This window comes from Oribacterium sp. KHPX15 (assembly GCF_900107835.1).
In the GTDB taxonomy this organism is placed as follows: domain Bacteria; phylum Bacillota; class Clostridia; order Lachnospirales; family Lachnospiraceae; genus Oribacterium.
The window spans coordinates 55,669-75,048 of sequence record NZ_FNRG01000009.1 but is presented as its reverse complement, the minus strand read 5'-3'; the positions used below and the strand labels follow the sequence as shown (position 1 = coordinate 75,048).

13 protein-coding genes are annotated in these 19,380 nt (G+C 42.2%); 12 read left to right on the top strand and 1 reads right to left on the bottom strand.

The window, feature by feature from the left end; genetic code table 11:
* The first annotated feature begins 83 nt into the window (after window positions 1-83).
* From BLV86_RS07665 to rlmH, 5 genes are all read left to right on the top strand, one after another.
* Window positions 84-2,768, top strand: coding sequence for a DUF5717 family protein (locus BLV86_RS07665; RefSeq protein WP_090816060.1), 2,685 nt, complete (start codon window positions 84-86; stop codon window positions 2,766-2,768).
* 5 nt (window positions 2,769-2,773) lie between these two features.
* Window positions 2,774-3,991 carry a DUF5716 family protein gene (locus BLV86_RS07660; RefSeq protein WP_031549576.1) on the top strand — a complete coding sequence of 406 codons (1,218 nt, stop codon included), beginning with the start codon at window positions 2,774-2,776 and terminating at the stop codon, window positions 3,989-3,991.
* Window positions 3,992-4,063: 72 nt separating this feature from the next.
* Window positions 4,064-4,855, top strand: coding sequence for a tetratricopeptide repeat protein (locus BLV86_RS07655; protein WP_031549574.1), 792 nt, complete (start codon window positions 4,064-4,066; stop codon window positions 4,853-4,855).
* A 23-nt stretch (window positions 4,856-4,878) separates the two neighbouring features.
* The gene (locus BLV86_RS07650) at window positions 4,879-7,518 is read left to right on the top strand and encodes a valine--tRNA ligase (protein WP_090816058.1); all 2,640 of its coding nucleotides are present in this window, start codon (window positions 4,879-4,881) and stop codon (window positions 7,516-7,518) included.
* Window positions 7,519-7,562: 44 nt separating this feature from the next.
* Window positions 7,563-8,042, top strand: coding sequence for a 23S rRNA (pseudouridine(1915)-N(3))-methyltransferase RlmH (gene rlmH, locus BLV86_RS07645; RefSeq protein ID WP_090816056.1), 480 nt, complete (start codon window positions 7,563-7,565; stop codon window positions 8,040-8,042).
* Window positions 8,043-8,270: 228 nt separating this feature from the next.
* Here rlmH and BLV86_RS07640 read toward each other — a convergent pair whose 3' ends face one another.
* Complete coding sequence (locus tag BLV86_RS07640; RefSeq protein WP_031549568.1) at window positions 8,271-8,780, bottom strand: CarD family transcriptional regulator; 510 nt, start codon at window positions 8,778-8,780, stop codon at window positions 8,271-8,273.
* Between the two features lie 373 nt (window positions 8,781-9,153).
* On the opposite strand from BLV86_RS07640, the gene BLV86_RS07635 reads away from it, so the two are divergent.
* The 7 genes from BLV86_RS07635 (at window position 9,154) to BLV86_RS07605 (ending at window position 19,300) form a co-directional block, all read left to right on the top strand.
* Window positions 9,154-9,582 (top strand): GtrA family protein, encoded by a 429-nt coding sequence (locus BLV86_RS07635; protein ID WP_090816054.1) that lies wholly within the window; start codon window positions 9,154-9,156, stop codon window positions 9,580-9,582.
* A gap of 96 nt (window positions 9,583-9,678) precedes the next feature.
* Window positions 9,679-12,390 (top strand): YfhO family protein, encoded by a 2,712-nt coding sequence (locus BLV86_RS07630; protein WP_090816052.1) that lies wholly within the window; start codon window positions 9,679-9,681, stop codon window positions 12,388-12,390.
* A 290-nt stretch (window positions 12,391-12,680) separates the two neighbouring features.
* Entirely contained in the window at window positions 12,681-14,012 is a 1,332-nt protein-coding gene (gene argH, locus BLV86_RS07625; RefSeq protein ID WP_090816050.1) for an argininosuccinate lyase, read from the top strand.
* Window positions 14,013-14,275: 263 nt separating this feature from the next.
* Entirely contained in the window at window positions 14,276-15,538 is a 1,263-nt protein-coding gene (locus BLV86_RS07620; RefSeq protein WP_044931939.1) for an argininosuccinate synthase, read from the top strand.
* A 299-nt stretch (window positions 15,539-15,837) separates the two neighbouring features.
* Window positions 15,838-17,067 carry a bifunctional glutamate N-acetyltransferase/amino-acid acetyltransferase ArgJ gene (gene argJ / locus BLV86_RS07615; protein WP_090816105.1) on the top strand — a complete coding sequence of 410 codons (1,230 nt, stop codon included), beginning with the start codon at window positions 15,838-15,840 and terminating at the stop codon, window positions 17,065-17,067.
* Between the two features lie 16 nt (window positions 17,068-17,083).
* A complete protein-coding gene (gene argB / locus BLV86_RS07610) occupies window positions 17,084-17,965 on the top strand; it encodes an acetylglutamate kinase (protein WP_029200584.1) in 882 nt (293 codons plus the stop codon).
* Window positions 17,966-18,067: 102 nt separating this feature from the next.
* Window positions 18,068-19,300 (top strand): aspartate aminotransferase family protein, encoded by a 1,233-nt coding sequence (locus BLV86_RS07605; protein ID WP_090816102.1) that lies wholly within the window; start codon window positions 18,068-18,070, stop codon window positions 19,298-19,300.
* Window positions 19,301-19,380 lie beyond the last annotated feature (80 nt).

Here is a 19,380-nt window from a genome sequence, read left to right as displayed (position 1 = left end):
AAAACCTCCGTATTACAATTACTCTTTAATAAGACCCTTTTCTGTGTTAAAATACATGGAGATTTTCTCGGAGAAAACACAGTATGAAAGAACGTATAAATAAATTAGCAAGAGGAATAGTTGAGATAGACCGTCCTTTGCTTAAATTAAGTGATAAATCTTTTAAGGGAACTGTCGATGTGGGGGAACTCACCAAGTTCGATCTGATCATTTATTCTGAGAACGGAATACTGCTAAAGGGACTCATATATTCTGACAATCCCGCAGTAACCGTGCAAAAGGATGCTTTCGGGGGGATCAGATCCCGTATCAAGTGTTCTGTTGATACCCATAACCTGCAGGATGGAGACAAGATTGACGGACAGCTCTGTATAGTATCAAACGGAGGCGAATTTAAGCTCCCGTATTCTTTTGATGTTTGTTCATCCCACAAATCAGGTGAGCTTATTTCACGTTTTGAAACAAAAGAAGATTTTATAGATTTCTGTAAAAAGAATCCTGATCTCTCAAAAAGAGTATTTGATTACAGTGATTTTGAAAATGCTCCTTTCATGAGGGACTCGGGTATTTATACTATTTACCGGGGACTCAGGAGAGGACATGACAGAAACATTGCCCTGAAACAGTTTCTGAGAGCACTTGGATTCCCTCCTGAGCAGGGTTCAGGTACTGATGAACCGGAAGCCGAAGAAAGCATTATTCCTGATGAGAATGAGCCTGAAAAGACAGAGCTGTTTCCTTTGAAGGTTAATGATAAACCTCTCATAGAAAAGGCAGCCAGCATTTGCATAAGAGAAGGGGCAACCGATAAGATGGCCTTTGACATATATCAGAGAGCCATAGAGATGGGATCTACCATCACAAGGCTTTACGAATATTATGTTTATGCCATGCCCAAGGGCTATAAAGGATTACTGCCCAGAGAAGTATATCTGTACTTTGCTTATGAGCGCTCCATAGAGGAAAACATGAAGCTTCCTCTTTATTACAATGTCATTGTGAATTTCAAAGAAACCGATGATATATATCAGCGATTTGAACACAGGATTCAAAGCTATGCTATAGATATGCTGTTAAAGTCCGAATTCAACCAGCGTCTGAGTGTTATTTATGACAGGATGATCCTTGCGGATATGATAGACGAAAGGATAGCCTCGGTATTCCCTGCGATTCTTCATTCCTACAGACTTACAACAAACGATAGGCGTCTTAGCTACGTGGTTGTTAAGTACAGGGAGCTTGACCGTGAAGAGGTATATGCATTAAAAGAGGGTAATGCTTACATCCCCATCTTCTTTGAAAACAGTGAGCTTTTATTCCAGGATGCCTATGGAAATCGTTATACGGATGTTGTATACGAAACAACCCGCATAATGCATAAGGAAGAGCTGGAAAGAAAGTGCTTTGAGATATTGCCTGAGCATGCCATGTTAAAGCTTTCAAGAGCAAGAAACATTGCAAATAAGGGTATAGCTGACATAGCCCAGCTGAGACTGCTTGAGCAGGTTATGACAGATATGGATATTTCGAAGCCATATCGCACCTTCCTTAATAAGGTTATACTTGATTATCATCAGGCTTTTACCAAGGATTCCGATAAGGATCTCAGCAGCCTGGATATCAGGATATTAAAGAATATAGATCTCAAATATCTCGATGCCAAAGAAAAGGATATTCTTCTTTGCACATACATAAAGCTTTCCATGTTTAAGGAAGCGTATAAGCTTATCCTTGAGATTGGTGAAACTGACATTGAGATGCCGTATCTTGAAAAACTGATAAAAGCTCTTATAATAGACGAGCAAGCAGGAGAATCAAAGGAAATTATGATGCTGGCGCTTCGTACATTCCGCAAAGGCTCTCTGGATATGGATATATTGAATTTCCTTCTCAGGGAATACAATGGCCATTCAAAGGATATGCTGGAGCTTTTAAGGAGAGGTCAGAAAGCAGGTGCCGGAATCAATGATATGGCAGAGAGGCTTCTGGCACAGATGATCTTCTGCTGGGCCGATGATGACCTTGATGAGGTTTATCATATTTACAGACACAGCTCGGCACCTCAGAATGTACTCATAAGGGCTTATATAACAAAACGCTGTATAGATTATTTCCTATACAGGAAAAATGTATCTGAAGAGGTATTTCACGATGTATACGGCATCATACATGACGAGAGATATAAGGAAAAAGTTCCTGTAATCTATCTTCTTTCCATGTCAAAGTATATGTCAGAAAACAGGAAGCTTACGGGCGAAGAGAAATATGTTCTTCAGGAGATTGTGGATATTCTTATACAGAAGAAACTGGTATTCCCTTACATCAGAACTCTCAGTGATATAATCCGTATTCCTGACAGTGTTATGGACAGATATTACGTTGAATATCATGGCGAAAAGTCCATAAGACCGTCCTTGTATTTAAGGATATTGCCTGATGAGCGTGACTTTGAAGAAGTGGAGATAAGCCGTGTATATCAGAATATTTACGTCCGTCCGGTAACACTCTTCAGCGGAGAAAGAGCAGAATATCAGATATATGATGAAGAAAAGGGTGAAGACTTTGTGGAAAGCGGTACTATAAAAGCCGATAACAAAGTACGTCTTAAAGGCGACACCTTTGACATAATAAATGAGATGTCCGGCTTGCTTTGTCAGGATAATGACTGTAAGCTTCGCGATGTTATGCTTCGCTATGTGAAAAATGAATCGGTTATAGATGAGCTTTTCACAAAAGAGCTGGATGAAACGAATGATAAGGAGCAATAAATATAGTGAGTCGCTACATTGGAATTTCACTAAATGATGATTATACATGCATATGTATAAATGATAAAACCATATCCAAATATCATCCTACAGTCATTGCCAGGGATAAAAAGGAAGATGCCTGGACTATAGGTGAAGATGCTTACAAGGCTACTCTTGCAGGTTCGGGAGTTATAGTGGATAAACTTCTGAGCCTTATTGAAAAAAACGGTACGGCAACCATTGCAAGGGTTAAGTATCATGCTGTAGATATACTTGCCCACTATTTCCATGAGCTTTTGGGAAAGGACAGCATTAAGGCTGATGAAGATGTTGTGGCCATAACCATCAGAAAGCCAAGCCGTGAAGCTGTCGGCAGGATAAAAGAAGCACTGATAAGAGCAGGAGTTCTTGCAGATAATATTTTTATTTTGAGCCATACGGAAAGCTTTGCTCATTTTGTACTGGATCAGGATCCTAATCTCTATAATCGTATGGTGGGGATGTTCGAACTCAATAATCAATGCCTTTACTATTACGAAATGCATGTTTCAAGAGGTACCAGGCGCTATGTTATGGTGGCTCATGAAGCAGAGGAAGAGGCGTTTAATCTTGATATCCTGAAGACTACTTCAGGCGGGAAGATTGCAGATAAGATTCTGAGCACTGTGGCAGAAAGAGTGATGGGAAAGAAATCATATTCATCTATCTTCTTATCCGGAAGAGGTTTCCAGGATACGAACTTTGCCACCAATTTTATGAACTTTATCTGTAATAAAAGAAGAGTTCTTATAGAGCCCGGAATGTTTGCAATCGGCGCTGAAATTTATGTAAAGAATAAGTCTGAAGGAAAAGGCGAGGATTACATGATATTATGTGACACTCGCAGTAAATCGGATGTTTCTGTAAAAGTCATTGTGAATGAAAAGGTTGAGAGCCTGCCCATTGTTCGTGCAGGAGAGCCCTGGATGGATACCAGTTCAAGTTATGATATGATACTGGATGATCAGGATTTTATTGATTTTCAGGTCACCTCCATTATTAAACCACAAAGACCTCTGAGACTGCGCATGATGCTGGATACTTTTCCTGAAAGAGAGAATCGTACAACCAAAGTTCGTATGACTACGGAATTCAAGGATGCAGATACTCTGAAGGTGACTGTGAAAGATCTCGGATTCGGAGACATTTTCCCTGCTTCAGATAAAGAGATTGTTGAAGAGATCGATCTGTCTGATAAGTAAAAGTTCACCTTAAGATCTTTTTTGTACAGATGGTTGTGTCATATACGGCACAGATTTTTATAGGAAAAATTCATGGGATTACTTTTGTGTAATAAGGATGCAAGACATCCGTTTTACTATGAAAAACTTGATATAAATATTTGGTCCATTCAGGAACTGAGCTATGTGATATACAATTATCCGGTTATCATACCTGAGGATTTTGTGGATCATAAACTTACCACGTGGATCAGAGATGAACTCTCTATGGGTATTCTCGCAGCCAAGCTTGAGCAGTATTTGAATGTTTCGGATGAGATCGATCAGGAACGTCTCATACTTCTGATCCTGAGGGAAAGCAATTATTATACTCAGCTAGAGATATCAAGGTTTCAAAATGAGTTCAAAAAGCTCAGAAATATCGACAGACACGTATTTCTGAATATGCTCGGAGATACTTATTTTCATATGGGAAGATACGGAAAAGCTATCGAATCATATGAAGAATCGCTTTTTCTTAATAATGATCACATGGTTCAGATGAAACTTGCCGGAACTTATGTTACAGTTATGCAGTTCAGGAAAGCGGCAGATCTTTATGAGGAAGTCTATGTGACTACCCAGGCAGAGGAAGCGCTTCATAAGCTGTACCTGATCAATAAGCTTGAACCAACTGTAAAAACCATAGAGAAATATATCGATGTTATCGATGTTGAAACTCTTGCCGGTTGGGAGCTTGAGTACAACAATGCAGTGACAGATGCAGAACATGATGAGCGTGCTAAAGAAATCTATGATATTTATCAGAAAAGTCATTCAGCTTTTCGTGAACATGCAAAGATCATGGTGCTCAAATGGAAACGGGAGTATCGTGCAAAACTTTGATAAAAATAGAAAGGTAAACATATATGAAGGAACTTGCTAAACAGTACAATCCGGAAGAGGTTGAGGACCGCATTTATGAAATGTGGATGAAAGGTAATTATTTTCATGCAGAGGTAAATGCCAATAAGAAGCCATTTACCATCATGATGCCTCCTCCAAATGTAACCGGACAGTTACATATGGGACATGCTCTCGACAATACATTACAGGATTCACTTATCCGTTTTAAGAGAATGCAGGGTTACGAGGCGCTCTGGCAGCCCGGATGTGACCATGCAGCCATTGCTACAGAGGTTAAGGTTACCAATAAGCTTAAGGAGCAGGGCATCGACAAGCATGATCTCGGACGTGAGGGATTCCTTAAGGAGGCCTGGAAGTGGAAGGAAGAATATGAGTCAAGAATCGTTGACCAGCTCCACAAAATGGGTTCCTCCGCTGACTGGGACAGACTCCGTTTTACTATGGATGAGGGCTGTTCAAAGGCTGTTGAGACAACCTTTATAAAGCTTTACAAGAAAGGCTATATTTACAAGGGGTCACGTATCATTAACTGGTGCCCGGTTTGCCATACATCACTTTCCGATGCCGAGGTTATCCATGAGGAACAGGAAGGACATTTCTGGCATATCAATTACCCTATCGCAGGACAGGAAGGCAGATTTATAGAGATCGCTACAACAAGACCTGAAACAATGCTTGGTGATACAGCGGTTGCCGTTAACCCTGAGGATCCTAGATATAAGGATCTCATCGGAAAGAATGTCAAGCTTCCTCTTACAGACAGAGAAATCCCTATCGTAGGAGATGAGCATGCCGATATGGAGGTTGGTACAGGTGCCGTTAAGATCACTCCTGCCCACGACCCTAACGACTTCGAGGTAGGAAAGAGACATAACCTTCCTGAGCTTAACATCATGAATGATGATGCTACCATCAACTGCCCGGGTTCAAAGTACCACGGCATGGATCGTTATGAAGCACGTAAGCTTATAGTAGAGGATCTTAAGGAGCTTGGTCTTCTTGTTAAGATCATGCCTACAAAGCATAATGTCGGTACCCACGACCGCTGCGGTACTACCGTTGAGCCTATGATCAAGCCTCAGTGGTTTGTAAAGATGGCTGAGATGGCTAAGCCTGCTATCAAGGCTATAGAGACCGGTGACCTTCAGTTTGTTCCCGAGAACTACTCCAAGACATATCTTCACTGGCTTGAGAATATCAAGGACTGGTGTATCTCCAGACAGCTTTGGTGGGGACACAGAATTCCTGCATATTACTGCGATGAATGCGGTGAGATGGTGGTTTCTTCCGAAGCTCCTTCAGTTTGTCCTAAGTGCGGAAAGAATCACTTCACACAGGATCCTGATACTCTTGATACCTGGTTCTCAAGTGCTCTCTGGCCTTTTGAGACATTAGGATGGCCCGAAGAGACACCTGAGTATAAATATTTCTATCCTACAAATGTACTTGTAACAGGTTACGATATCATCTTCTTCTGGGTAGTACGTATGGTATTCTCCGGAATCGAGCAGACAGGAAAGGTTCCTTTCGGAAAGGTACTTATCCACGGTCTTGTAAGAGACGATCAGGGACGTAAGATGAGTAAGTCCCTCGGAAACGGTATCGATCCTCTGGAGGTTATCAAGACTTACGGTGCAGATGCTCTTCGTATGACACTTCTTACAGGAAACGCTCCCGGAAATGACATGCGTTTCTACTGGTCAAGAGTAGAGGCATCTCGTAACTTCATGAACAAGGTATGGAATGCTTCAAGATTTATCATGATGAATCTTGATAAGGCAGATATACCTGAGATAATGCCGGAAAATCTCTCCATGGCTGACCGTTGGATACTCAGCAAGGTCAATAACCTGGTTACCGATGTTACACGTAATATGGAGGCATTTGACCTTGGTATCGCTCTTGATAAGGTTCAGAACTTCATCTGGGAAGAGTTCTGTGACTGGTACATCGAGATGGTTAAGCCTAGACTATGGAATGAGGAGGATGAGACAAAGGGCGCAGCTCTCTGGACTCTTAAGCATGTTCTCATTACATCTCTTAAGCTTCTTCATCCTTTCTGTCCGTTCATTACAGAGGAGATTTACGATACACTTACTGACAGTTCATCACCTCTTATGAGACAGGATTGGCCATCTTACGATAAGGCTCTTGATTTTGCAGAGGATGAGGCTGAGATCGAGGCTATAAAGGAAGCTGTACGTGCTATCAGAAATATCCGTACAGAGATGAATGTTGCTCCTTCCAGAAAGGCTCAGAACTATGTTGTTACAACTAACGACAGAGTAAGAAAGACTTTTGAGCACAGTAAGGTATTCTTTGCTACTCTTGCTTATGCTTCTGAGGTATTTATCCAGGAGAACAAGAACGGTATCGCTGATGATGCGGTTTCTGTAGCTATTCCTGATGCGGTTATCTACATTCCGTTTGCGGATCTTGTGGATATCGAGAAGGAGAAGGAGAGACTTCTAAAGGAGAAGGCTAAGTGGGAGGCTGAGATCAAGCGTTCCGAGGGCATGCTCAATAACGAGCGTTTCATCTCCAAGGCGCCTGAGGCTAAGGTTCAGGAAGAGAGAGACAAGCTCGAGAAGAATAAGCAGATGCTCAAGCAGGTTACAGACCGCTTAGAGTCACTTCACTAATTAAACGAGCCGGAGGCTTTTGCCCCGGCTCTTAATTTAAAGCTATGAAAATTACACTTATCACGGTTGGAAAAATTAAAGAGAAGTACCTCAAAGACGCTATTGGGGAGTATTCAAAAAGGCTCAGTGCTTATTGCGACATCAATATTATCGAGCTGCAGGACGAGAAGACGCCGGACAGGGCACCGGCGGCGGTGGAGGAGAAGATTAAGGAGACTGAAGGAGGACGGATTCTTCAGAAGATTGGGGACAGGGCTTATGTGATTGCGCTGGCCATCAATGGGGATATGCTTAGTTCTGAGGAGCTGGCGGAGAAGATGTCGGATCTTATGGTCAGGGGAAACTCGGATATCGTATTTGTTATCGGGGGATCCCTGGGGCTTTCACCGGAGGTTCTCAAGAGAGCGAATTATAAGCTCAGTTTCAGCAGGATGACTTTCCCGCACCAGCTTATGAGGGTGATTCTTCTGGAACAGGTTTACAGGGCTTTCAAGATCAACAGTAATGAGCCGTATCATAAGTGATCATCAGAAGAATGGGTGTTTATAGCTTGGTTCTGTTGTGAAAAATTCATTGAAAGCATATTGACTTAGATTATAAAAATACCTGTAGGATATCTAATTTGAATAAAAAAAGGGCTTCGGATTCAAAAATCCGAAGCCTTTTGTATTATCTATATCTATACTAAATATTTAGTTATTGTCCAAATAAAATGCAATAGCTTTAAATCAGGGCCCATCACCCTTTTTTACTCATACTACAGATTTATGTACGATTCCGGAAATATACTCTGGAACATTGTCCTTTGGCATATCCAGTACGAGTGCAAGCTCATCATAAAGAATGCCTTCTGCCTGCTGCATATAATGTGAATCTGTAAGTGTAAGTTTCTTTCCCTGGCTGATACGTTCCTCTTTGCGAACGTATAAAGTTTTGATGACCCTCATAAGCTCGTCCGGGTCGCAGCTGCGGATGCACTCTTTATAAGCATCTTCGCGCTGTTTGTTGTTTTTGATGTCAAGGATGCCTATGCCCGGAACAGTTTTGATGAAAGCATTAGCTTCTTCCTTTGACATGATCTTTCTCATGTTGATCTTCTGAGCATCAACAGGAGCATAAACGGAACCTGATGGCTTATCATATGGCTGCATCACGTAATACTCTTTGTTTTTGGATACGCCATCCATGTTAAGCGTTGTTTTGTCGATGATTTTGTGTATGCCTTTACATCCGTAAACTACATAATCACCATTTTGAAACATAATACCTCCTTTAAAAAATATGGTCTTACTAGAAACAAGTTCTGATGTGAACTTAAACATTTACTTAAATCACAATAAAATTACGATTGATTTGTAAGAAAATAATCTGAATTTAATATTGACAATCAAAGTAAGAATTCATATATTATATATTTTACATTTTTTAGTAAAACTTTCAAAGTCAATATTGCACAATTAAGATTTAAAATTTCACCCTTTTCTTGATATGAATTAAGCTCTGGGCTATACTTTAGCGAGGTTGTATATATCAAAATTACGTAACTTGCCAAAACATTATCTGAGTTTCGACCTCAAATAAGAGTCCATAATTGAGTGTGTTTTGATTAAAAACCAGCTGATCGGAGAAATATTTATGGAAAAATTGAAAGAGTTATACTTTAAATATAAAGAAATAGTCAACTATCTGATAGTTGGAGGATTAACAACAGTTGTAAGTCTTCTTGTATATTTCATCTGTGTTTCCACCTTCTGTGATCCGTCATCACCGCTTCAGCTTCAGGCAGCAAATGTCATTTCATGGGTTGTGGCAGTAACATTTGCCTTCTTCACAAACAGAAAGTATGTCTTTAAGAGCAGCAGTGAAAATATCTGGGCGGAAGCCGGTAAATTCTATGTTTCCAGACTGAGTACCCTGGGGATAGATATGCTGATAATGTTTATAACAGTGACTGTCTTTAGTATGAACGATAAGGTGGCTAAGCTTATTGTTCAGGTAGTGGTCACAATCACTAATTATTTATTTAGTAAATTTTTGGTGTTCAATAAAAGCAGTAATTCTTAATGTAGTAAATAGACTTTTTTACAGTAGTATAAAATTGTATCGGATTATCAATAACACATAAGGAACACATAAACCTGCGTATTTAGGAGTTGATCTATGAGCTTTAAAAATATCAAGAATAAAAAAGCCTATGTTATGGCATTTCTTTTTCCTGTCATAGCAATGATCCTTATATTTTTCTTCAGAGGAATCTATCCATTCGGATCGGAGACATTTCTTCGTACAGATATGTATCATCAGTATGCTCCGTTTTCCTCGGAGTTTAATTATAAGCTTCAGCATGGAGGTTCTCTTTTATACACATGGGATGTGGGACTCGGGATCAATTTTACGGCTCTGTATGCGTACTATCTGGCCAGTCCTCTGAACTGGCTTATGGCACTTTGCCCCAAGGGACTGATTCTTGAATTCATGACATACATGATAGTACTGAAGATCGGTCTTTGCGGTGTTACCATGTGTTACTATCTCAGACATCATTTCATGAATAATGATCTGGGATGTGCATTTTTCGCTATATGCTATGCCTTATCAGGCTATGTTTCTGCATATAGCTGGAACTGGATGTGGCTTGACTGTATAGTGCTTTTCCCACTCATTATGCTTGGTCTTGAAAGGCTTGTAAAAGGAGAGAGCGGTATGCTGTATGTTCTGACATTGGGACTCAGCATTCTTTCAAACTACTACATTTCCATAATGATCTGTATTTTTATGGTCATATACTTCATATGTCTTAACTTTACCGAGGGACTGGACAGCTTTCAGACCTTCATCGTAAGGGGCATAAGATTCGGTATATATTCCATGATTGCGGGAGGACTAGCTGCGGTTACACTTCTGCCGGAGATATTTGCTCTTCAGCTTACCGCTTCAGGTGACTTCAGTTTCCCGAAGACAGCACAGCAGTATTTCACCATCATAGACATGTTTGCAAGACAGATGCCGCTGGTTGATACAGAGCAGGGACTTGATCATTGGCCCAATATCTATGCCGGATCCATGGTATTCATAATGCTTCCCTTGTATTTCATGAACGGTGCCATAAGAGTGAAGGACAAAGTTATAAACGGCGTTCTCCTTATATTCTTTTTCCTTAGTTTCAGCATAAATATGCTTAACTTTATCTGGCACGGATTCCATTTCCCAAACTCTCTTCCCTGCAGACAGAGCTTCATATACATTTTCATAATCCTTTATATGTGCTATGAAGCTTACATTAAGAGACATAATGTGGAATTCAGGCACATCGGAGTGTCACTGTTTGCTGCAGTTGCATTCATCCTGCTTGCTCAGAAGCTTGTTACTGATGATGCTTTAAAATGGTACAGCTTCTATGTGACATTGCTTTTTGTCCTTATATACTTTGGATTCCTTTATGCGGACAAGCTTAAGAAATTTGATCATGATATAGGGGTTATCCTCCTCGCTTTTGTGCTCTTTATGGAGCTCACCCTCAATATGGCTGTCACATCAGTGCCTACAACTTCAAGAGATTCTTATACTGCAGACAATAAGGATGTTATCAAACTTGTGTCTGAAGTAAAGGAACAGGATAAAAGCTTTTACCGCTTTGAGAAGATGACCAGGAAGAGTAAGGACGATGGTGCCTGGATGAACTTCCCGAGCGTTTCAATGTTTTCGTCCACAGCCTATTCAGCCTGCTCGGATTTCTTTAAATCTGTGGGTATGGAAGCTTCCACCAATGCATATTCCATAACAGGCTCAACTCCCCTTATGAATATGCTGTTTGCGGTAAAATACAGCATTTATTCACAGAAAGTAGATAAACCGGAAGAACTGTCCGTTAAGCTTCTGGACACCTCCGGAGACACTTACATGTATGAGAATACCTATGCATTGCCGCTGGGATTTAAGCTTTCCGATAAAGAACTGGCCCATTGGTTCACTGACATGGGCTCACCTGCATTAAACCAGAACAGCTTATGTGATGCCTTGGAAACAAACCTGGTTTTGAATAGTGTTATCGGAGAATTAAACGGAAAACAGTACAGTTTTACAGCAGGCGTTCCCGGCGATTATTATGCCTACGTCAACGATTCTTCAATAAAAGAAGTTAATGTTGATTACGGATACAGAACCAAAAAAGTAAATAATTTAAACAGAGGCTATTTTATAGAGATAGGCCACCTCAATATGGGAGATTCAGTAACCCTTAAAAATGAGACCAATGAAAAAGCATTGTCACTGGACATCTACCGCTTTGACTATGAAGCCCTCAAGGAAGTCTACGACAAACTGAACGACGAAGTCTGGAACCTTACAACCATAGAGGACACCTATCTGTGCGGAGAAATCACTGCAAACACTAACGGCACCATGATGACCTCAATCCCCTATGACGAAGGCTGGACAGTCTATGTTGACGGAAAAAAACAGGAACTCCAAAAAGTTAAAGACACATTCATAGGCGTAAGGCTGGAAGCCGGAACCCACAAAGTGGAAATGAAATACTTCCCCCGCGGTCTGAAAGAAGGCGCCATCATCTCCGCTTCAAGTATCCTTGTTCTCCTTCTGATAGCCCTTTTCACCAAAAAATACGGCTACCTGGAACACCTCCTCCCCGAAACCCTGGACGAAGACGATGAGGATGACGAAGAAGACGAGTATGAAGAGAATCCCGTCGCCGACGATAACGAAATCAAAGCCAAAGACGAAGTAGAAGAGATCCTTGAAGAAACCCTCGAAGAACTCGAGGAAGTCGAAAAATCCGACCGCGCCGTCAACGATTGCGACCTCCCCCAGAATATTGAAGAGCAAGTGCTTGATGTCGATACTTCAGAGAAATAACAGTAAAAATATAGAACACGCAGGAAAATGGAAGGGATGGGTGGCTAGGCTTGCGGGTTGAAAGAACATCCGGCTTGGCATGTACGTCACAGATGCACGTCAGTGCAGCTGGGACGAACATGCCAAGTTGGATGTACTTTCAATCCCGTGGGCCGTCACCCATCCCTTCCATTTTCCGTCCGGCATATAATACCTAATATTCATTTAAACCATTTAACTTTATATCCCTTGTGTAGTAAAATACACAGGGGATATTTTTATTCAAAAATTTTAATCACGGAGGAACGCCAATGAAGCTTTGGGGCGGCAGATTTACAGAAGCAGAAGATGCATTAACAGAAGCATTTAACGAATCACTCAGTTTTGATAAACGCATGTACAGACAGGACATCAGAGGATCCATAGCACATGCAAAAATGCTTGGAAAACAAAGCATCATCTCAGAAGAAGACAGCGAAGCCATCGTAAAAGGCCTCGAAGGAATCCTTTCAGACATAGAAGCAGGAAAACTCACAATAGGCGGTTCGGCCGAAGACATTCACAGTTTTATAGAAGCAGAACTTACAGAACGCATTGGAGAGGCAGGCAAAAGACTTCATACAGGCCGCAGCCGTAATGATCAGGTAGCCCTTGATATGAAGATGTATACCCGTGACCATATGGACAGCATGGTGGAAGAAATCAAGAAACTAATCGACACCTTTGAAAAGCTGATAGATGAAAACCGCGATACCTATATGCCGGGATTTACACACCTTCAGAAGGCACAGCCCACAACTCTTGCACACCATATGGGTGCTTATAAGGAAATGCTATTGAGGGATCTTAGCCGTCTCAGCGACACAAGAGACCGTCTGAACGAGTGCCCTCTCGGAGCGGGAGCATTCGCAGGCACTACCTATCCTCTGGACAGAGACTATACAGCGAAACTTCTGGAATTCAGAAAACCCACAAACAACTCCATGGATTCCGTATCTGACAGAGATTACCTTCTTGAATATATATTCGACCTTTCAACCATACAGATGCACCTCAGCCGTTTAAGCGAAGAAATCATCATCTGGAACTCCAATGAGTATCAGTTTGTCCGCATATCCGACGCCTATTCCACCGGCTCAAGCATTATGCCGCAGAAGAAGAACCCGGATATAGCCGAGCTTATTCGCGGAAAGACAGGACGTGTATATGGTGCACTTCAGAGCCTTCTGGTAGTAATGAAAGGACTTCCTCTTGCCTACAACAAGGATATGCAGGAGGATAAAGAATTTGCATTTGACGCCATGGATACCGTTCTTGATTCCGTAAAACTCATGAACGGAATGCTCAGCACCATAACCTTTAACAAAACCCGCATGGAGGATTCCGCAAAGCGAGGATTCACCAATGCCACCGACGTTGCAGATTACCTCGTTCGTAAAGGCGTTCCCTTCAGAACAGCCCACGGCATCGTAGGCGAGCTTGTTCTCTTATGCGAAGAAAAGAAGTGTGCCCTCGACGACCTCACACTCACAGATTATAAGAACATTTGCGACAAAATAGATGAAGACATCTATGACGCCATCTCCCTCGAGACTTGCGTTAAAAACCGTAAAACCACCGGCGCTCCGGGAGAATTATTGTAAATAATAGGGGAAGGTTCCCGCAGTCGGGAACCTTCCCCTATAATGCATTGACGATGTATAAATATGCTACAAATATGCATTGGATGAGGATTTATACAAGATAAAATGACTAAATATGCATTTTTATACAAATAACACTTGCATTTTCATGCAAGAAAGCGTATTATCCAAACAGCAGTTAAGTAAATGCTTTTTGAAGAAGTACTTACCACACTTCACAGGATAACCTGTAAAGTCAAAAAGTTTTGAAAAGGAGAAAAGATATGGGCAATCTTACACCAAAGAACAACACACAGGGCGAGAAAGTAGTACTCGCGTATTCCGGCGGACTTGACACAACAGCAATCGTACCATGGCTTAAAGAAACCTTTGGATATGAAGTAATCTGCTGCTGTGTAGACGTAGGACAGGGCAATGAGCTCGACGGACTTGCCGAGAGAGCAAAGCTTTCCGGAGCTGCAAAGCTTTACATCGAAGACATTACCGACGATTTCTGTGACAACTACGTTGTACCATGCCTTCAGGCAGATGCAACATATGAGAATAAATATTTACTTGGAACGTCCATGGCGAGACCGGCCATCGCAAAGAAGCTGGTAGACATTGCACGTAAGGAAGGCGCTAAGGCAATCTGCCACGGTGCTACAGGAAAGGGCAACGATCAGATCCGTTTCGAGCTTTCCATCAAGGCTCTTGCTCCTGATCTTGACATCATCGCTCCATGGAGAATGACAGACATCTGGACCTTCCAGTCACGTGAAGATGAGTACGACTACATTAAGTCAAAGGGAATTCCTCTTACATTCTCTGCGGACAATTCATACAGCCGCGACAGAAACATTGTTCATATCTCACATGAGGGACTTGAGCTTGAGGATCCTTCACAGGAGCCGAATTACGACCACATGCTGGTTCTTTCAAACTCTCCCGAAAAAGCACCGGATAAGGTGACAGATGTGGAGATCAAATGGGAGGCAGGAATCCCCGTTGAGCTTAACGGAAAGAAGATGTCTGTTAAGGATATAATAATCGAGCTTAACAAGCTTGGCGGAGAGAACGGCATCGGAATCATCGATATCGTTGAGAACCGTGTAGTAGGTATGAAGAGCCGTGGCGTTTATGAGACTCCGGGACTTACCATCCTTATGGAGGCACATAAGCAGATCGAGGAGCTGATCCTTGACCGTCAGACTATGGAATTCAAGCAGATGGTTGATGTTAAGTACTCTCAGGTAGTTTATGAGGGTAAGTGGTTCGATCCTCTTCGTGAGGCTCTTCAGGCATTCGTAGAGTCAACACAGAAGTATGTTACTGGTGTTACCAAGCTTAAGCTTTACAAGGGTAACATCACAAAGGCAGGAACAACTTCACCATATTCACTTTACAATGAGTCTCTTGCGTCCTTCACAACAGGAGATCTTTACGATCACCACGACGCTTCAGGATTCATCACCTTATTCGGTCTTCCCGAGAAGGTACGTGCAATGAAGATGCTTGAGGTTAAGAACCTTCAAAATAACAAATAAATCCGGTAAGAACTTTGTATGATGCCTTTATCGGAAAACCCCGATAAGGCATTATAGAGAGTTTGCTCATAGAATGAAGCTCTTCGGCTCGGTAAACCGAAGAGCTGAGTTCACATTCAGACCTAAATCGGTCAATGTAAACCTGGGTTAAAAGTGAAAATTTAATCTTTATAAGTAGGTATGATACAAGCACGTATAAATCATGATTGTACATAAGCTATGAAGATAATGATGATAACTGTTTAGAGTCAGAAGATAATGAGAGTTTTCAATTGACTCCGGAGGTTCTATTAATGAGTATGATTTCAATAAACGGCGGTGTATGTGCCGCCAAAGGTTTTATGGCAGCTTCCTATGCTGCTGAAATAAGGAAAAAAGGCCGTGATGATATGGCCATGATCTTTTCAAAAGAACCCTGCACGGTGGCAGGAACCTTTACATCCAATGTTGTAAAGGCTGCTCCTGTAATGTGGGATAAAAACATTGTCACATCGGGAAATTCTGTACATGCAGTAGTTGTAAATTCGGGAATTGCCAATGCCTGCACCGGAAAAGAGGGTATGGATGCCTGCAAAGCAGAAGCTAAGTGTGTTGCAGAGCACTTCGGAGATACATTTTCCGCAGAGTCCGTACTGGTAGCTTCCACAGGTGTCATCGGTATGCAGCTCCCAGTAGATAAGATGCTTAATGCCATCTCTGAAATGATTCCGCTTCTCGAAAGCGATGAGGCTCACGCAACCTCGGCAAGCAAAGCCATTATGACCACAGATACTGTGAACAAAGAATTTGCCGTGGAGTTTGAGCTTGACGGCAAGAAGGTTCATATCGGCGGAATGACAAAGGGCTCCGGCATGATTCATCCGAGAATGTGCACCATGCTTTGCTTCCTGACAACAGATGTTGCTATTTCCAAGGAGCTCCTGCAGAAAGCCCTCAGCGAAGATATCGTTGATACCTTTAACATGATTTCCGTTGATGGTGATACATCAACAAACGATACCTGTGTGATCCTTGCAAACGGCACCGCGGGGAATAAAGAAATTATTGACGATGATGAGGATTTCGAAACATTCAGATCAGCTCTTCATCAGGTTAATGCTACCCTCGCCACAAGAATGGCTGCAGACGGAGAGGGAGCGTCACACCTTTTCACAGCAAAGGTTGTCGGGGCGAGAAACAAGGATCAGGCGAGAACATTAGCCAGATCCGTTGTATCATCAACCCTCACAAAGGCAGCAATTTACGGAAGAGACGCAAACTGGGGACGAATCCTCTGTGCCATGGGTTACAGCGGAGCAGAGTTCGATCCTGAAAAGGTGGACCTGTATTTCGTTAATGATATAGGAAAGATAGCTGTTTATAAACAGGGAGTACCCCTTGATTTTGATGAGGATTTTGCTGCTGAGATCCTGGGATATCAGGAAGTCACAGCCCTTATTGAAATGAACGAGGGCGTTGAGACAGCCACCGCATGGGGCTGCGACCTCACACATGAGTATGTAGACATTAACGCAGAATATCGTACGTAAGGAGAAAAAGATGGACATTTCACAGGAGATAATGAATAAGGCTGCAACCCTGGTTGAGGCACTTCCATATATTCAGAAATTTCAGGACAAGGTAGTTATCGTAAAGTATGGCGGATCAGCCATGACAGATGAGAACCTCAAGATGCAGGTTATGCAGGATGTGGCTCTTCTTAAACTGGTTGGACTTAAGCCTATTATCGTTCACGGTGGAGGAAAAGATATTTCAAAGTGGATAAGCAAAGTCGGCAAGGAGCCAAAATTTGTAAACGGACTTAGAGTTACCGATGATGAAACCATGGAAATCGCTGAGATGGTGCTTAATAAGGTCAATAAATCACTTGTACAGCTCATCAACAACCTGGGCGGTAAATCTGTGGGTATCTCCGGCAAGGATGGAAACCTTCTTAAGTGTGTAAAGAAATACAGTAATGGAGAGGATATCGGTTTTGTAGGAGAGGTTGTAGACGTTGATACCACCGTCATTAAAGATCTCATGGATGATAACTTTATACCTGTTATTTGTCCTGTAGGCTTTGATGATCACGGTCAGACTTACAATGTTAATGCTGACGATGCGGCATGTGCCATTGCAGCAGCTATGCATGCCGAGAAGCTTGCTTACCTTACTGATGTAGAGGGCGTATACAAAGATTTTGAAGATAAAAATTCCCTTATACATACATTAAGCCTTGATGAGGCTCAGGAAATGATTGATTCCGGAATTCTCGGAGGCGGAATGCTTCCCAAGCTTCAGAACTGTATAGATGCCATGAAGAAGGGCGTTAACAGTGTGCATATACTTGACGGAAGAGTACCTCACTGTCTCTTGCTTGAGATATTCACTAATAAGGGTATCGGAACCATGATTGAGAAATCAATTGATAAAGCATTTGACTGAGATTGAATTATGAAGCGTTTCTCCATGAAAAATTGGAGAGACGCTTAAAGCATATATACAGAGGGGAAAGACCCCGGTATCGGAGGTATGACAATGAAGTTTATGGATGATTCCATAGTAAAAGGCAACGTAGTAAATGACCGTGTCATAAATGACGGAGACAAAGTATTTTACAAGACCTATAATCGTTTTCAGGTTGCATTTGATCATGCAGAAGGAGTTTATCTCTACGATGTAGGCGATAATAAGTATCTGGATTTCGGAGCAGGAATTTCAGTTTGCGGTCTTGGATACGGCAACGATCTTCTGAACCATACGATGAAGTCTCAGATAGACAAGGGACTTCTTCACACATCAAATCTGTTTTATAACGAACCGGCTGTGGAAGCTGCGGAGAAGCTTACCGAAATGACCGGAATGGACAAGGTATTCTTTACTAATTCGGGAACCGAGGCTGTAGAGGGTGCACTTAAGATCGCCCGCCGTTATCATTTCAACAAAGGAAAAAAGGGCTGCGAGATCATCGCCATGCAGGGTTCCTTCCATGGAAGAAGTATGGGTGCTCTCAGCGTGACAGGTAAGGATCATTATCGCGAGCCTTTTGAGCCGCTAATCGGAGGAGTTAAGTTCGCAATCTACAACGACCTTGATTCGGTCAAGGCTCTTATCAATGAAAACACCGGAGCCATCATCATGGAAACATTCCAGGGTGAGGGCGGAATATATCCTGCCACAGAGGAGTTCCTTAAAGGCGTGAGAAAGCTCTGTGATGAAAATGATCTCCTTCTTATTCTGGATGAGATCCAGTGCGGAATGGGACGTACCGGATATCTTTTCGCATGGCAGGAGTACGATGTGAAGCCGGATGTCATGACAGTGGCAAAGGCCCTTGGTAACGGAGTTCCCATCGGCGCTTTCCTTGCCTGCGGGGAAGCTGCAGAGGCCATGAAGCCAGGTGATCACGGATCCACCTACGGCGGAAATCCGTTTGTTTGTGCGGTTGCTTCAGCAGTTCTGGATGTATTTAAAGAAGCAGACATTCCGGGACACGCAAAGAAGATGGGAGAGCATCTCTGGAAGGCTCTCGAGGAGATTAAGGAAAAATACCCTGATCTGGTGGTTGACCACAGAGGAAAGGGTCTTATCCAGGGACTTGAATTTGCGGAAGGAGTAAAGGTTGGTGAAATCGTGAAGAAAGCCCTGCTCGAGCAGAAGCTGATCCTCATTTCGGCAGAACACAACACCATCCGTTTCGTACCGCCTCTTGTTATCGAAAGAGAGCATGTAAACGAGATGCAGGAAAAGCTGGAAGCAGTGTTTGCCGGTCTCAGTTGAAGTGATCAATAACAGTATCTGTACATGACTCATATCAAATTATTAGGTCATATAATCCACAGGAGACGGTTCCTTTATAA

What these genes read in the sequence shown, in the direction of transcription:
- BLV86_RS07665 (WP_090816060.1), top strand. Translation starts at nt 84, where the DNA reads ATGAAAGAACGTATAAATAAATTAGCAAGAGGAATAGTTGAGATAGAC.
- BLV86_RS07655 (WP_031549574.1), top strand. Translation starts at nt 4,064, where the DNA reads ATGGGATTACTTTTGTGTAATAAGGATGCAAGACATCCGTTTTACTAT.
- BLV86_RS07650 (WP_090816058.1), top strand. Translation starts at nt 4,879, where the DNA reads ATGAAGGAACTTGCTAAACAGTACAATCCGGAAGAGGTTGAGGACCGC.
- rlmH (WP_090816056.1), top strand. Translation starts at nt 7,563, where the DNA reads ATGAAAATTACACTTATCACGGTTGGAAAAATTAAAGAGAAGTACCTC.
- BLV86_RS07640 (WP_031549568.1), bottom strand. Translation starts at nt 8,780, where the DNA reads ATGTTTCAAAATGGTGATTATGTAGTTTACGGATGTAAAGGCATACAC.
- BLV86_RS07635 (WP_090816054.1), top strand. Translation starts at nt 9,154, where the DNA reads ATGGAAAAATTGAAAGAGTTATACTTTAAATATAAAGAAATAGTCAAC.
- BLV86_RS07630 (WP_090816052.1), top strand. Translation starts at nt 9,679, where the DNA reads ATGAGCTTTAAAAATATCAAGAATAAAAAAGCCTATGTTATGGCATTT.
- argH (WP_090816050.1), top strand. Translation starts at nt 12,681, where the DNA reads ATGAAGCTTTGGGGCGGCAGATTTACAGAAGCAGAAGATGCATTAACA.
- BLV86_RS07620 (WP_044931939.1), top strand. Translation starts at nt 14,276, where the DNA reads ATGGGCAATCTTACACCAAAGAACAACACACAGGGCGAGAAAGTAGTA.
- argJ (WP_090816105.1), top strand. Translation starts at nt 15,838, where the DNA reads ATGATTTCAATAAACGGCGGTGTATGTGCCGCCAAAGGTTTTATGGCA.
- BLV86_RS07605 (WP_090816102.1), top strand. Translation starts at nt 18,068, where the DNA reads ATGGATGATTCCATAGTAAAAGGCAACGTAGTAAATGACCGTGTCATA.